Consider the following 15,152-nt stretch of genomic DNA (forward strand, 5'->3'; position numbering starts at 1 on the left):
CGGCGCTCCTTTCACCCGCCCTGCGAGGCGGGCTGCCTGGTGAAGAGCTGGCGGAAGACCGGGTAGATGTCCGAAGCCTTGGCGATGCGGCTCATCTGGAAGTTCGCCCAGCGTTCGGTGACGGCCGCATAGGCCTGCCAGAGCGAGGTTCCGTTCTCGGTGCCGCCGAAGATATGGCTCTCGCGCTCGTCAATGATCTCGACATAGGCGAAATATTGGCACAGGCGCATGATCTCGCCGTCCAGCAGCGCGATGCAACGCCCGGAATCGGTGGCGATGTTGTCGCCGTCCGAAGCCTGGGCGGCATAGATGTTCCATTCATTGGAGGGATAGCGCTCCTTGATGATACGCTGCATCTCTTCGAGCGCTGTCGAGACCACGGTGCCGCCGCTCTGGGTCGAATAAAAGAAGGTCTCTTCGTCGACCTCCTGGGCCTCGTGGGTATGACGGATGAAGACGATGTCGGTGCGTTCGTAGCGCCGCTTCAGGAACAGGTGCAGCAGGACGAAGAAGCGCTTGGCCAGATCCTTTTCCCGTTCTCCCATCGAGCCGGACACGTCCATCAGGCAGAACATCACCGCATTGGCGTTCGGCAGCGGCTGCGCGTCGAAGCGATTGAAGCGGATGTCGACGGGATCGATATAGGAGATCACCCTGCGCCGGCGCTCCAGCCGGTCGAGTTCCGCACGCAGCTCGGCGATGCGCTGCCGGGCAGCGGCACCGGCTGCACCGGAATCGAGCTCCTGCAATTCCTGGAGGATAACGTCCAGCTCCTCCTGTTTCGGGCGCTTGAGAGCAATTCGGCGGCCATGGCTGTTGCGCATGGTACGCCCGACATTGATGTTGGTCGGCGAGCCGCTCACCGAGAAACCGGCCCGCCGCGGCTTGACGATCAGGATTTCCTTGAGGTTGAGCTTGACCATGTCGGGCAGTTCGAGATCCTCGAAGAAGAGGTCGAGCACCTCTTCGCGAGTCAGCACGAAGCGGAAATCATCCTCCGAGGCAGTCAGACCCGGAGCCGAACCCGATCCGGCACCCTGATTGGGCTTGGAAACCCTGTCGCCCGGCGCGAACTGCTTGTTGCCGGGCAGAACATGATGACGGCTGCCGCTGTCCCGCGCCTCGCGAAAGGTCGGCTCGCTCGTGCCGTGCACCGGCATCGAGACGGAATGCTTGGCATCCACATCCGCGATCTTGCCGGTCTTGATCTGATCGCGGATGCTCTGCTTCAGCTCGGCTCGCGCACGACGCAGGAAGCGCTGGCGATTGCCCAGGCTCTTGTCCTTGGGGTTGAGGCGGCGATCGATGAAGATTGGCATGGGGACACCACCCGGCCGGGATCAACCCGCCTTGTTTACACGCATATACCAATCCACCAGCCGACGCACCTGCCGCTTGGTGTAGCCGCGCTCCACCATACGCTGCACGAATTCCGTATGCCGTTTCTCGGTGACGCTGTCCTGCTTGGAGCCGAAGCTGATCACCGGCAGGAGATCCTCCACCTGCCCGAACATCCGCTTCTCGATGACTTCGCGCAGCTTTTCATAACTGGTCCAGGCCGGGTTGCGGCCATGGTTCTTGGCGCGGGCGCGAAGCGTGAATTTCACCACCTCGTTGCGGAAATCCTTGGGGTTGGCGATGCCCGCCGGCTTCTCGATCTGGGACAGCTCCTTGTCCAGCACCTCGCGGTTGAGAACCTGGCCGGTATCGGGATCCTTATAATCCTGATCCTCGACCCAGGCATCGGCATAGGCGATGTAGCGGTCGAACAGGTTCTGGCCATATTCCGAATAGGATTCCAGATAGGCCTTCTGAATCTCGTGTCCGATGAATTCGGCGTAGCGGCTCGCCAGCTCCGACTTGATGAAGTCGAGATAGGCCGTTTCCGTCTCCTTCGCGAACTGCTCGCGCTTGATCGCCTCCTCCAGGATGTACATCAGATGCACGGGATCGGCGGCCAGTTCCTGGGTGTCGTAGTTGAAGGTCTGCGACAGGATCTTGAAGGCAAAGCGCGTGCTGACGCCCGTCATGCCCTCGTCGACGCCGGCGGCGTCGCGATATTCCTGAACGGCCTTCGCCTTGGGATCCAGTTCCTTGAGATTTTCGCCGTCATAGATGCGCATCTTGGTGTAGAGCGGCGAATTGTCGAACTCGGCCAGCCGGGTCGATACCGAGAATCGGCTGAGAATGTCGAGCACTTCCGGCGCACAGGGGCTGCTTGCCAGTTCGCTTTCGCGCAGCAGCTTCTCGTAGATCTGCCTTTCCTCGGTGACACGCAGGCAATAGGGAACCTTGACCACGAGAATGCGGTCGAGAAAGGCTTCGTTGTTCTTGTTGCTCTTGAACTGCAGCCATTCCGACTCGTTGGAATGAGCCACGACGATGCCCTGATAGGGGAAGGCGCCGAAATTCTCGGTGCCGTTGTAGCTGCCCTCCTGGGTGGCGGTCAGCAGGGGGTGCAGAACCTTGATCGGCGCCTTGAACATCTCGACAAATTCGAGCAGCCCCTGGGTCGTGCGGTTGAGCCCGCCGCTGTAGGAATAGGCGTCGGGATCCGATTGGCTGAAATGTTCCAGCTGGCGGATATCGACCTTGCCGACCAGAGCCGAAACGTCCTGGTTGTTTTCATCGCCGGGCTCGGTCTTGGCGATGCCGATCTGGCGCAGCCGCGAAGGCACCAGCTTGACGACGCTGAATTTGGAAATGTCGCCGGACAATTCGTCGAGGCGCTTGGCCGCCCATGGGGAAATCAGGCCGTTCAGACGCCGCCGTGCGATGCCATATTTGTCTTCCAGGAGGTCGCCCATCCGGTCCGGATTGAAGAGGCCGAGCGGCGATTCGAAGATCGGGCTTATCTTACCGCCGACCTTGAGCGTGTAGATGGGGCGTTCTTCCATCAGCTTCTTCAGCCGTTCCGCAAGGGAAGACTTGCCGCCGCCAACGGGACCGAGGAGGTAGAGGATCTGCTTGCGTTCTTCCAGGCCCTGGGAGGCATAGCGAAAATAGCCGACGAGACGCTCGATCGTATCCTCCATGCCGTAAAAATCGGCGAAGGCCGGATATGTCTTGACCGTGCGGTTCGCGAAAATCCGCCCGAGGCGCTCGTCCTTGCTGGTATCGACCAGTCTCGGCTCGCCGATCGCGTCGATCATTCGCTCGGCCGCGGAGGCGTACATCGACGGGTCCTCGCGGCACGCCAGCAAATATTGCTGGAGGCTCATCTCCTCCTGGGCCGCGTTGGTATAATGTTCCGCAAACAGGTCGAAAACGTCGCTTCTCTCAGTCATGGCAGCCTCCCATGGTGGCTGATCGGGTCGACTGCGCCCTTGCTCACTCAACTGCAGGAAACCCGTAGAGTTCCGAGTGACTCACAAAGAACATCCGCTAAGATTGCGGCAGATTATGGTAGTCTGGTGCCGGTAAGTATTTTTATCCAGATGCGATCGAAAAATTAATGTTCGTCGCTCCGCCACCTCACGCTTGTGGCCATCGCCGCAAGTATGAATCGGCTGATCAACAAAGCTCAATCTAGCGCATCATCGTTGATTCGTCCGTGCATGTGCGCACCGTTCACAGCCAAAATACGCTGCCGGGGAACCCAGAAGGGTGGCGTGATGCAGAGGTGTGCTTTGCCGCCCCCGGCAAGCCGCGGCAAAGCGACGCGACCGGCGTCGGGGCAGCCGCCGCTGCTATCGATAGCGGGCAAAAACCTGGGTGGTCCCGTCCTTGCGCAGCAGCAGGACATCGTATGGCTCGGCATCGGCGCTGCCTTCGCCCATGCCGGGCGAACCGATGGGCATGTCGGGTACCGCCAGCCCGACCGCATCGGGGCGTTCGGAGAGCAGGCGCGCAATCTCGCGAGCCGGAACATGGCCTTCGATGACATAGCCGCCGATCAAGCCGGTATGGCAGGAGGCGAGATCCGGCTTGACGCCCGATTGGAGCTTGCGCCGCTGGAACTCCTCCGACGGAAGTTGCCGGACATCCGTCGCATAGCCCTGTTCCTGCAGATGGCGGGCCCAGGCGAGGCAGCAACTGCAGCCCCCGGTGGTGAGGATCTCGATGGCCGGCCCCGCCGCATGGGCAAGGCCGGGCAGGGAAACCAGCGCCGCAACCGAAAGGCTTCGAAGGATCTTCTTAACTGAATTTCTTTTCATTTTCAGGCTTTTGAATCGATAATTCGACGTAATTTCTGAAGTTTGGTCTCGCGCGGTTCGTGCATGTCCAGCATACTGGCGAACTTGCCATTGGCGTCCATCACATAGACGCCGGCGCTATGATCCATGGTGTACTCGCCGCCCTCCATCGGTACCTTGCGGGCGTAGGCGGCAAAGGCCTTCACCACGGCATCGGTATCCGCCCGGCTGCCGCGCAAGGCGAGGATGCGCGCATCGAACGAGGCCATGTATTGCGCCAGAAGCTCCTGGCTGTCCCGTTCGGGATCGACGGTGACGAAGAGGACGTTGAAAGCATCCGCGGCGGGGCCGAGCGTGCCCATCAGCTCGGTGAGATCGGAGAGGGTGGTCGGGCAGACGTCGGGGCAATGGGTGAAGCCGAAAAAGGCAAGATAGGGCTTGCCGGCCAGACGCGCATTGTCGATCGTCTCTCCCTTGTGCGAGGTGAGCCGGAACGGGCCGCCGACCCTGGCCATGTCGATGACGGGCCGGTCGGTCGCCGGCTTGGCAGCCTCGTCTTTCCAGCCTTGCGGCAGCACGGTATTCGCGGCGAGCAGGAGCGTGGCTCCGGCGACGGCGCTCCAAGCGGCGATGCGAATGATTTTCAGGACTGTCATCGTGCCCCTGCCAATTCCAACGTCAATTCCGTTCGGCTCCTTTGTCTCGGTGCGGTCCCGGTCTCCTGTTCGAAGGCGCGGAGCGTATCGGCAACCTCGGTCCTGAACCAGGACGAAGCCGGATCCTGATCGAGGCGGGCCGACCAGACCATCGAGACGGCCGGCAGCGTGAGATCGAGCGGAGCGGGGCCCGCCGCCAGGCCGAAGCGCGGCCCGTAAAGCTGCGCCATGCGCGTTGGTATCGTCGTGATCGTCGGGGAGGCGGCTACCGTCGCCAGCACGCTCAGAAACTCGGACGATGCCGATACCACGTTGAGCTTGGCATCGATGGCGTCGAGGGCGGCTTCAAGGCAACCTTGCAGGCTGTCGGTCAGCGTGACCAGCGCATGTGGCAGCGCCAGATAATCGGTCAGGCTGATCGGCATGCCGATATCGAGCTGGCCAGGATTGAAGACGCAGCTCAAGGCCTGCTCGAACAGGAATTGCGCCTTGTGGCGCTGAGCGACGGCTTGGAAGCAGCCGACGGCAAGGTCCAGGGTGCCGTCATCCAGCAGGCGATGGACCTCGTCGCTTCCGGTCTGCCGGCTAAGCAGCCTCACGCCGGGTGCGGCGCGGCGAAGGCGTGCCGTGAGCTCGGGTATCAGCAAGAGTTCGACCTCGCTGGAGAAGCCAAGGCGGAACGTGCGCTCTTCGGTTGCCGGCTCGAAGATCGAGGGGGCATGGAGAGCAGCCTGAATCTGTGCCAGCGCGACGCGGATGGGTTCGGCCAGGGCGAAAGCATAGGCGGTTGGCTGCATCACAGTTCCCACGCGGACGAAGAGCTCGTCCTGCAGCAGCACGCGCAAGGTCGACAGGCTGTGGCTCATCGCCGGCTGTCCAACCTTGAGACGGGTTGCCGCCCGCGTGACACTGCGCTCCTGCATCAGAGCATCGAAAGCCACCAGCAGGTTGAGGTCGAAGGAGCGAAGATCGAAATGGTTGATGCGCGACATGAGCCGTATCGATTTCTAATATGATCTCGATAGAGCTAAATCCTGCACCGGACAATGCCTTTCTTCGAGACGGCAGACGTCAAGCATAGGGAGCAGGATATGGAACGCGCCTTCGGATCCTATCGGGTCGGTGCAGCCACCATCACCAAGATTCCGGAGTTGGCACTCGATGGGGTCGACCCCACCCTTCTCTATCCCGATTACGATTCCGCCGCCGGAGCCGACGAAGCCCGAAGGCTGGGACCGGGATCGGTCGATCGGCACACGGGGCTGTTGCGCCAGAGCATCCACGCCTGGCTGGTGACGACGCCCGATCGGGTCATCCTCGTCGACACGGGCTCCGGCAACGACAAGGAACGGCCGGGCCTGGCGGTACTGCATCATCTCAACGAGCCGTTTCTCGAGCGCCTGGAGGCGGCGGGCGTCAGGGCGGACGACGTCGATCTGGTCCTGCTGACCCACATTCATGCCGATCATGTCGGATGGAATACGAGCTGGACGGGAGAGCATTGGGTCCCGACCTTTCCGAACGCCCGCCATGTCTTTTCCGCCCGTGAACGCGCCTATAACGCGGCGCTCGCCGCGGCGACGGGTTCGGACATGGATCTGCGGGCCGAAGCGGGCCTCGGTCCCATGGCGCGCCTGCCGCTACCCGGCGTCTACGAAGACAGCGTGGTTCCCATTGTCGAAGCTGGGCTCGCCCGCGAAATCACGGTGGATGGCTCGCAGGCGGAGGAGGGCTTCTTCTTCCTTCCCAGCCCCGGCCACAGTATCGATCACGCCTCGATCGGCTTTCGCTCCGAAGGCGAATACGCCCTGTTCTGGGGCGATGTGCTGCATCATCCCCTCCAGATTACCAGGCCAGACTGGAACTCGGCCTATTGCGAGTTTCCGCAGGCGGCCACGGCCTCGCGCCACTGGGCACTGAACCATGCCGCCGAGACCGGCGCCCTGGTACTGACCACGCATTTTGCAGAGACCTCCGCCGGCCGCGTCCGCCGCGACGGCAACGCCTTCAGCTGGCAATTCGTCTGATCGAGGAACCTGTCATGACTTCAACCGAAACCCCGTCGATACCGCACATCATTGTCCGGGCCCAGCTGATCGCGAGCGACACGCCCGGCGTCCAGCTGCAGCTCCTCAACAAGCGGCCGGACGGTATGAACACCTTCAGCCCCGAGCGAACCCTGGTGATGATGCACGGTGCGACGTTTTCATCGGCGAGCCTGTTCGACGTGCCCGTAGGCGAGGGATCGTTCATGGATGTATTGGCACGTGCGGGCTACGATGTCTGGGCCATCGATGCGCGCGGTTATGGTGGCTCCACCCGTCCGCCCGAGATGGAGCAGCCGCCCGAAGGCGGCGTTCCGCTGACGCCGGCCCTTACCGCGGCGCGGGATCTTGCCGCGGCGGTCGACTTCATCCGCCGCGAGCGTGGCATTGCGCGGCTCGGTGTGCTCGGCATGTCCTGGGGCGCGACAATTGCCGGCATCCTTGCCAGCCGGCCCGAAGCACCTGTCGAGAAATTGGTGCTGGTGACGCCCCTCTGGCTCTCGGAAAAGCCATTGCGCATTGATGCGGGAGGGCCGCTGGGAGCCTATCGCCTGGTGAGCCCGCGGGCTTTCGAGGCAGGATGGCAAGCGCCGGCGCCCGAAGAGGCGAGGGGGACCCTGATTCCCAAGGGCTGGTTCGAGGCCTGGGAGAAGGCGACCCTGGCGACCGATGCGGGTTCGCCCATGCCGGGCACGATCAGAGCCCCTTCCGGTGCCGTGCAGGACGTGCGCGAGCATTGGACCGCTGGCAGGCCGCTCTACGATCCGGCCGGCATAAGCTGTCCGGTGCTCGTGATCGGTGCGGAGTGGGATGTCGACGTCCGGTTCGATATGGCGCATGACCTGTTCGCCCGTCTCACCAGAGCGCCTTACAAGCGGTTCGTCGAGATCGGGCAGGCAACGCACATGGTGCTCATGGAAAGAAACAGGGCGCAGGCTTTCGATACGGTGATCGGCTTCCTTAATGAAGGTTTCATGCAGGGTGATTATTTGGCTCGATAGCAGGAGCGCGTTCGCACATGCCGAGCCTTGACGGCTCCGGGGGTGTGGGGCGAGCCCTCGGGATCGATGGCCCAAGGAAAGAAAGGCACGAGGATGCGCGCGATCGGCTGGCGCAGAAGCGTGATGGCTCTCGCCATCGCCGCCGCACTGGCCGGCCTCGCCCTGTTCTTCTTCCTCGCAAGGTTTCTCGATCCCGATGCCCTTTGGAAGGTCGTCAATGGACAATGTGTGCCGGAACAACAGCAGCAGGCCGAGCTCAAGCATTGCGCCGAGGTCGACCTCAGCAAGGGCGTCGATCGTGGCTTTGCCGTCCTCAAGGACAATGCTCCGACAAAGCCCTACAATTACCTGCTCATCCCGACGAAACGCATCACCGGGATCGAGGACGGAGCCCTGCTGGCGCCCGATGCGGAGAACTATTTCGAGCATGGCTGGGCCGCGCGCTCCTATCTCGGCGCGATCCTCAGGCGCGACCTCGATTGGAGCATGGTCGCACTGGCCGTGAATTCGGCGAAAGACAGATCCCAGAACCAGCTTCATATCCATGTCGGCTGTGTCAGGCCGGACGTTCGCAAAGCTCTGGAGGACAGCGAAGCGCAGCTTTCGGAAGGCTGGTCGCCCTTGGCGCTGCCGCCACCCGATCCATCCTATTTCGGTCTCAAGCTGGCGCGGGACGGTCTCTCCGGCTTCAACCCGTTCCATAAGCTCGCCGATGACATTCCCGGCGCCAGGACAGCGATGGGCCTTTACACCATCGTCGTGGTCGGTGCGGTCTTCAAGGACGGGAGCAAGGGCTTTTATATACTCAGCCGACGCCGGGAGGACGGCTCGCCGGCTCACGGCGAGGATCTGATCGATACGACCTGCCTGCTGGCCAAGCCGTCGCGATAGACCGGCTGGGAGCAGAGCCCGACCGCTGCTACGATGCAGCGCGATGAGGCCGAGAGGATTGAACGGGAACGGGCCGGTGCGGTGCGGTAAGGCTCGTCGGGCATTCCGAAGACGTGCTCGGCAAAGACCTCGGGCTGGCCGAACCTCAGCGTGCGGTCGTCTTTGATCGCCTTGCCGCGCGCCAGGATACGTTCGCCCGCCGGCAGGGCCAGGAGATCGATCTTGAATTCGGCCGTGATAATGCTCCGAGCGCAGGCATGCGGGCCTCGACCTGCGCAATGTCCGGTTCCGGCACAGGACTGCCCTTCGATTTCGAAGCGGCATTGGTCGTGGCGCGAAATGCCGCGGTACTACGGTATACGAGAGCCAAGTGTGGTTTCTTCGAACCGTACTTCTTCCAACTCTATGTTTCAACGCGCCTTTGCGATTGGCAGTTCCTCTCTAATCGCCAAATACTTCGCCGAATAAGCCGCCTATGCGTCTATAAAATCATCGGGGGAAGAACGGTTCCGGTCGATCGCAGGTCTCGCTTCCCAAAATGTCTTGGACTCTACGTCGAACGGACTGCCGAGGATAATAAGACGCATTGAAATCACTTGGTTTTCTTGAGATAATGCAGGCAGTGCGAAGAACGCCCGGCTGAGGATGTTCTCAAGCAGCGCACGGTGGTCCTCAAGGGCGTTTGAGCCAAGCTCATCGTAGCCTGAGAGGAGGCGCGTTATGGCAACATTCAAAGTCATGGGGCCCTTGGGGCTCTTGCAGCACCGACGCTGGGAGGACATCGCCTCGATGATCCTCGGCGTCGCAATCATCATATCCCCGCTATGGCTCGGCATCACCGAAACGCCGACCGTGATGCTGGTCACAGCCCTGATCGGCGCGGCCGTCGTAGCGCTCGCCAGCCTGGAGGTGGTATTCCTGCGACGCTGGGAGGAAATCCTGGCGCTCGCCTGCGGCGTGTGGCTGGCAATACAGCCCTTCGTGTTCGGCTATGATCCTCCGTTGCGCAACTGGCACATCGTGCTTGGCGCGCTCGTGGCGATCCTGGCGATCCTGGAACTCTGGCAGGACCGCAATCGCGACATGTCGGCCTAGGTGCGTGACCGCATGGATGTGGCCAGGCCTTTCGCCAGGCCTGGCCTGCTCACCAGGCAGCCCCCGGCCAGAAGCCGGTCATGGCCCGATCCTATCCAGCAAATCGAGGAGGGCGCTATACGGCGCGAACCGCCGGTCGGACACGCTTGGCGGCGGATCCAATTGCTGTAGTGTCTCCGCTCCGGATGCGAGTCGCGCCAGAAGGGAAGAGATGATGACTGCCTTGTTGCCGAACGTGGATCCCGACGGTCTCCTCGAATACTCGGTGGTCTTTACCGATCGCGCGCTCAACCACATGTCGCAGGTCTTCCAAGGTGTCATGCGGGACATCTCGCAAACGTTGCGCCGCGTCTACGGCGTGGAAGAAGCAGGGGGCGTGGCCCTGGTGCCCGGCGGCGGCACCTATGCGATGGAGGCGGTGGCACGCCAGCTCGCCCAGGACAAGAAGGTGCTGGTCATCCGCAATGGCTGGTTCTCCTATCGCTGGACGCAGATATTCGAGATGGGCGCCATCCCCACCGAAAGCATCGTGTTGAAGGCGCGCCAGACGCAGGCGGAATCGGGCGCGCGCCAGCAACCCTTCCAGCCCGTGCCGATCGAGGAGGCTGTGGCCGTCATCGAAGCGGAACGCCCGGCTATCGTCTTCGCGCCCCATGTGGAGACCGCCTCCGGCATCATGCTGCCGGACGGGTATTTGAAGGCAATCGCCGATGCGGCGCACAGGGTCGGGGCGCTCTTCGTCCTCGACTGCATCGCTTCGGGCTGTGTCTGGGTCGACATGAAAGAGATCGGCGTCGACGTGCTGATCTCGGCGCCGCAGAAGGGATGGAGCGCCTCTCCCTGCAGCGGCATCGTCATGCTGAGCGAAGCCGCTAAAGCGCAGGTGAAAGCCAGCACCAGCTCGTCCTTCGCCTGCGACTTGAAGAAGTGGCTGGAGATCATGGAGGCCTATGAGAAGGGTGGCCATGCCTATCATGCCACCTTGCCGACCGATGCCTTGCGCGGGTTCCGCGACGCCGTGCTGGAAACCGAGGCGAGGGGCTTCGAGAAGGTGAAGGCGGCGCAGCTCGAACTCGGGGCTCGCGTGCGCCAGCTCTTCGCCCAGCGCGGTTTTGCCAGCGTTGCCGCGCCGGGCTTCGGAGCACCCGGCGTCGTGGTCTGCTACACCGACGACCCCGGTATCAAGTCTGGTGCCAAATTCGTTGCGGTCGGCGTGCAGGCGGCCGCCGGCGTCCCTCTCATGTGCGACGAGCCCGCCGATTTCCAGACCTTCCGTATCGGCCTTTTCGGCCTCGACAAGCTCGCCGACATCCACCGCACAGTGGGCAATCTCGAACGGGCGCTGGGCGAGGTCGTGGGCACCGCGAACATCCGGTAGCCGCCAGGCGGGATTGCCTGCGGCGATCTGTCTCTCGAGGAGATCACGGCGACCGGTGAACGGCGGCAGGCGCGTGCTGAAAGTCGGGCAACTGCTGGCCGCAGCGGCCTCTCAAGAGATCGGCCGCATCCCGGACCACTTTCGAGATCTCGAGGAGTTGTTTGACGAGGGGGCTGGTCTTGCGCCAGATCATACCGATGGTGCGCGAGGGCTGGGGATCGGCGAAACGGGCGATGGAAACCTGCGCCGAGCGCGTTTCCATCGGCACGGCCATTTCCGGGATCAGGGTGACCCCGATGCCCGCCCCGACCATCTGCACGAGGGTCGACAGGGAGCTGCCGTCCAGCAATTCGCGCGTCCGCAGGGAGGGAACATTGCAGAAGGCCAGGGCCTGATCGCGGAAGCAATGGCCTTCCTCCAGCAGGAGCAGCCGCATTTCGCTGAGCATCTCCCGGTTCGGCACAGGCTTTCCCTCCTCTTCGCTCGGCCGCACCAGCACGAAGCTTTCGGTGAACAGGGCGACCTCGTTGAAGGAAGGTTCCGATACCGGCAGGGCGACGATGGCGGTGTCGAGGCGGCCGTCGATGAGCTCCTGGATCAGCCTGGGGGTCACGGTTTCGCGCACATGAATGTCTAGGCCCTCATGCGAGCGGGCGAGGTTGCCGATGAGGGTCGGCAGCAGATAGGGGGCAACGGTGGGAATGACGCCGATGCGCAGCGGCCCGACCAGTTGATCCTGCCAGGCCTGCGCCAAATCTCCCAACGCCTCGACCGCCCGCAGTATGTCGCGGGCCCGTGTGGCGAACTCGGTGCCGAAACTGGTGAGCCGGATCTGACGGGCGCCTCTTTCGAACAGGGCCAGGCCCAGGCCTTCTTCCAACTCCTTGATCTGCATCGACAGGGCCGGCTGGGAAATCGCGCAGGCATCCGCCGCCCGGCCGAAATGGCTGTGCCGGACCAGGGCCTCGACATAGCGCAGCTGCCGCAACGTCAGATTCTTCATAACCCAGCCTTATCACAACTATCGGAAAAGCTGACTTAAACTGATGATCAGACTCTAGTAAAGCTCTAAACGGGGACGGTGATGCGAGTCGAAGGCGACCCGAATCACGCATATGACCCCGCCAATGCCGCCCTGAGGGCGTACAGAATCCGGGTGGCCGCGATTAATGTCGTTTGCAAGATGTTCCTTTGCTGTGAGCGGCTGGCGCAAAGGCCGCGCCGCGCCCGGCATGCCACTCGTCCCGCCGGCCGTGACACGCACTTGTCGTTCTCAGACGTGATAGTTCCCGGCCAGGCATTTTTCATCAGCAAGTACCATTGGAGGCAATGATGGACGGAAGCGATACGCCGAACACGGGCAAGTGCCCGGTAGCGCATGGAGCGCGTCCCGGTTTTGAGGTTCGCTCGAACCGTGACTGGTGGCCGAACCAGCTGAACCTGAAGATCCTGCACCAGCATTCGAGCCTGTCCAATCCGATGGGCCGGGGCTTCAACTATGCCGAGGAGTTCAAGAAGCTCGACCTTGCGGCGGTGAAGCGGGATCTGTTCGCGCTGATGACGGATTCGCAGGAGTGGTGGCCGGCCGATTTCGGCCATTACGGCCCGCTCTTCATCCGCATGGCCTGGCACAGCGCCGGCACCTACCGCACCGGCGACGGTCGCGGTGGCGCGGGTGCGGGCCAGCAGCGCTTCGCTCCGCTCAACTCGTGGCCGGACAACGTCAATCTCGACAAGGCCCGCCGCCTGCTCTGGCCGATCAAGCGCAAATACGGCAACCGGATCTCCTGGGCCGACCTGATGATCCTGGCCGGCAATTGCGCCCTGGAATCGATGGGCTTCAAGACCTTCGGCTTTGCCGGCGGCCGCGAGGACGTGTGGGAGCCGGAAGAGGACGTCTACTGGGGCAGCGAGAATGTCTGGCTCGACGACAAGCGCTACAGCGGCGACCGCGATCTGGAGACCCCGCTCGCCGCCGTGCAGATGGGCCTGATCTATGTCAATCCCGAAGGGCCCAACGGCAATCCCGACCCGCTGGCGGCGGCCCGCGACATCCGCGAGACTTTCGCCCGCATGGCGATGAACGACGAGGAGACGGTGGCGCTGATCGCCGGCGGCCACACTTTCGGCAAGACCCATGGCGCGGGCGACGCCGCCAATGTCGGGCCGGAGCCGGAGGCGGCCGGCATCGAGCTGCAGGGCCTTGGCTGGCACAACCAGTTCGGCACCGGCAAGGGGGGCGACACCATCGGCTCGGGCCTGGAGGTGACCTGGACCTCGACGCCGACCAAATGGAGCAACAATTTCTTCTGGAACCTGTTCGGCTATGACTGGGAGCTGACCAAGAGCCCGGCGGGGGCCCATCAGTGGCAGCCCAAGCACGGCGCCGGTGCCGGCTCGGTGCCGGATGCGCATGACCGCTCCAAGCGCCATGCCCCTGCGATGCTGACCACGGACCTGGCGCTGCGCTTCGACCCGGCCTACGAGAAGATCTCCCGGCATTTCTTCGAGAACCCGGATGCCTTCGCCGACGCCTTCGCCCGGGCCTGGTTCAAGCTGACCCATCGCGACATGGGCCCGCGCGCCCGCTATCTCGGCCCGGAGGTTCCGGCCGAGGAGCTGATCTGGCAGGATCCGCTGCCGGCGGTGGACCATGCCCTGATCGACGAGCAGGACGCGGCCGAGCTCAAGGCCAGGATCCTGGCCTCGGGCCTGTCGACCGCCGAGCTGGTTTCCACCGCCTGGGCCTCGGCCTCGACCTTCCGCGGCTCCGACAAAAGGGGCGGGGCCAATGGCGCCCGCATCCGCCTGGCCCCGCAGAAGGACTGGGAGGTCAACCAGCCGGCGCAGCTGGCCAAGGTGCTCGGCGTGCTGGAGGAGATCCAGCAGGGCTTCAACGCGGCGCAGGCCGGCGGCAAGAAGATCTCGCTGGCCGACCTGATCGTGCTGGGCGGCAATGCCGCGGTCGAGCAGGCGGCCCGCAAGGCCGGCCAGGAGGTGGCGGTGCCCTTCGCGCCCGGCCGCACCGATGCGAGCCAGGAGCAGACCGATGTCGACGCCTTTGCGGTGCTCGAGCCGGTGGCGGACGGCTTCCGCAACTATCTGAAGACGACCTACAGCGTGCCGGCCGAGGGACTGCTGATCGACAAGGCCCAGCTCCTGGGCCTGACGGCGCCGGAGATGACGGTGCTGGTCGGGGGCCTGCGCGTGCTCGAGGCCAATGCCGGGGGCTCCCAGCATGGCGTGCTGACCGACCGGCCGGGCGCGCTGACCACCGACTTCTTCGTCAACCTCACCGACATGGGCACGGCCTGGAAGGCGACCTCGCCGGCCGAGGACGTGTTCGAGGGCCGCGATCGCGCCACGGGCGAGGTGAAGTGGACCGGCACCCGGGCCGACCTGGTGTTCGGCTCCAACTCCCAGCTGCGGGCGCTGGCCGAGGTCTATGCCAGCGACGATGCGAACGCCAAGTTCGTCACCGACTTCGTCGCAGCCTGGACAAAGGTCATGAACGCCGACCGCTTCGATCTGGCGTGACCTTCGGGTAAGGCGTTCGATACTGCGGATATCGCAGGTTTCAATGAGGCGGGGGCGGCGTTGGCCGCCCCCGCTTTCTTTTGCGAGATTGCCGCCTCGCATCCTCCGCCCCGCCACCTCCTGACAAGGAGTGGCGGCTCGTCATGGCTCGGCAGGGCAATTGGCGTCATCCGGGCGGCCAGTCTTTCCACCACCCGAACGAACAGGATTTCTACCCGTCCGGGCGTTTCCAACCGCGGCAAAACGCGGTCTGCTAAGCCAACCAGAAATCCCCAGAACGAAGCATTCGGGGGAAACGGGCGAAAGGCCGGTCTCGGCCTCAGCCTGCAGGATCATGGCTAGAGCGTTTCGCGATTGGAGGGAATTACCTCGAATCGCAAAGACGCATCGAAACAAAGAATTGGAGCAACAAG

General features: G+C 63.2%; 13 protein-coding genes. 7 read left to right on the forward strand and 6 right to left on the reverse strand.

All coding sequences use genetic code 11. From position 1 onward, the window contains the following. Positions 1-11: 11 nt before the first annotated feature. From C5L14_RS02040 to C5L14_RS02060, 5 genes are all read right to left on the reverse strand, one after another. On the reverse strand, positions 12-1,319 hold the full coding sequence (locus C5L14_RS02040) for a YeaH/YhbH family protein (RefSeq protein WP_105860351.1): 1,308 nt from the start codon (positions 1,317-1,319) through the stop codon (positions 12-14). Between the two features lie 21 nt (positions 1,320-1,340). Further along, complete coding sequence (locus tag C5L14_RS02045) at positions 1,341-3,287, reverse strand: PrkA family serine protein kinase (protein ID WP_105860352.1); 1,947 nt, start codon at positions 3,285-3,287, stop codon at positions 1,341-1,343. A 402-nt stretch (positions 3,288-3,689) separates the two neighbouring features. Next, positions 3,690-4,157, reverse strand: a complete 468-nt coding sequence (locus C5L14_RS02050; RefSeq protein WP_105860353.1) for a DUF411 domain-containing protein — start codon at positions 4,155-4,157, stop codon at positions 3,690-3,692. A gap of 2 nt (positions 4,158-4,159) precedes the next feature. Next, positions 4,160-4,792 carry an SCO family protein gene (locus tag C5L14_RS02055; RefSeq protein WP_105860354.1) on the reverse strand — a complete coding sequence of 211 codons (633 nt, stop codon included), beginning with the start codon at positions 4,790-4,792 and terminating at the stop codon, positions 4,160-4,162. Then, entirely contained in the window at positions 4,789-5,784 is a 996-nt protein-coding gene (locus tag C5L14_RS02060; RefSeq protein ID WP_105860355.1) for a LysR family transcriptional regulator, read from the reverse strand. The genes C5L14_RS02055 and C5L14_RS02060 overlap by 4 nt, the downstream gene beginning before the upstream one ends. A gap of 99 nt (positions 5,785-5,883) precedes the next feature. Between C5L14_RS02060 and C5L14_RS02065 the strand changes: the two genes are divergently transcribed. From C5L14_RS02065 to C5L14_RS02090, 6 genes are all read left to right on the forward strand, one after another. Beyond that, positions 5,884-6,819 carry an MBL fold metallo-hydrolase gene (locus C5L14_RS02065; protein WP_105860654.1) on the forward strand — a complete coding sequence of 312 codons (936 nt, stop codon included), beginning with the start codon at positions 5,884-5,886 and terminating at the stop codon, positions 6,817-6,819. A gap of 14 nt (positions 6,820-6,833) precedes the next feature. Further along, complete coding sequence (locus C5L14_RS02070) at positions 6,834-7,838, forward strand: alpha/beta hydrolase (RefSeq protein WP_105860356.1); 1,005 nt, start codon at positions 6,834-6,836, stop codon at positions 7,836-7,838. A 93-nt stretch (positions 7,839-7,931) separates the two neighbouring features. Further along, the gene (locus tag C5L14_RS02075; RefSeq protein ID WP_181160978.1) at positions 7,932-8,729 is read left to right on the forward strand and encodes a CDP-diacylglycerol diphosphatase; all 798 of its coding nucleotides are present in this window, start codon (positions 7,932-7,934) and stop codon (positions 8,727-8,729) included. Between the two features lie 113 nt (positions 8,730-8,842). Then, complete coding sequence (locus C5L14_RS29880) at positions 8,843-9,319, forward strand: hypothetical protein (protein WP_146126809.1); 477 nt, start codon at positions 8,843-8,845, stop codon at positions 9,317-9,319. Between the two features lie 130 nt (positions 9,320-9,449). Continuing rightward, positions 9,450-9,824, forward strand: a complete 375-nt coding sequence (locus tag C5L14_RS02085) for an SPW repeat domain-containing protein (protein WP_181160979.1) — start codon at positions 9,450-9,452, stop codon at positions 9,822-9,824. A gap of 211 nt (positions 9,825-10,035) precedes the next feature. Beyond that, positions 10,036-11,202 (forward strand): aminotransferase class V-fold PLP-dependent enzyme, encoded by a 1,167-nt coding sequence (locus C5L14_RS02090; protein ID WP_245443181.1) that lies wholly within the window; start codon positions 10,036-10,038, stop codon positions 11,200-11,202. A 43-nt stretch (positions 11,203-11,245) separates the two neighbouring features. On the opposite strand, the gene C5L14_RS02095 is transcribed toward C5L14_RS02090, so the two are convergent. Further along, a complete protein-coding gene (locus tag C5L14_RS02095) occupies positions 11,246-12,205 on the reverse strand; it encodes a hydrogen peroxide-inducible genes activator (RefSeq protein WP_105860360.1) in 960 nt (319 codons plus the stop codon). Positions 12,206-12,531: 326 nt separating this feature from the next. Between C5L14_RS02095 and katG the strand changes: the two genes are divergently transcribed. After that, complete coding sequence (gene katG, locus C5L14_RS02105) at positions 12,532-14,739, forward strand: catalase/peroxidase HPI (protein ID WP_428832592.1); 2,208 nt, start codon at positions 12,532-12,534, stop codon at positions 14,737-14,739. Positions 14,740-15,152: the final 413 nt, after the last annotated feature.

Origin of the sequence: Labrys okinawensis (assembly GCF_002982075.1) — a bacterium.
GTDB classification, from domain to species: domain Bacteria; phylum Pseudomonadota; class Alphaproteobacteria; order Rhizobiales; family Labraceae; genus Labrys; species Labrys okinawensis_A.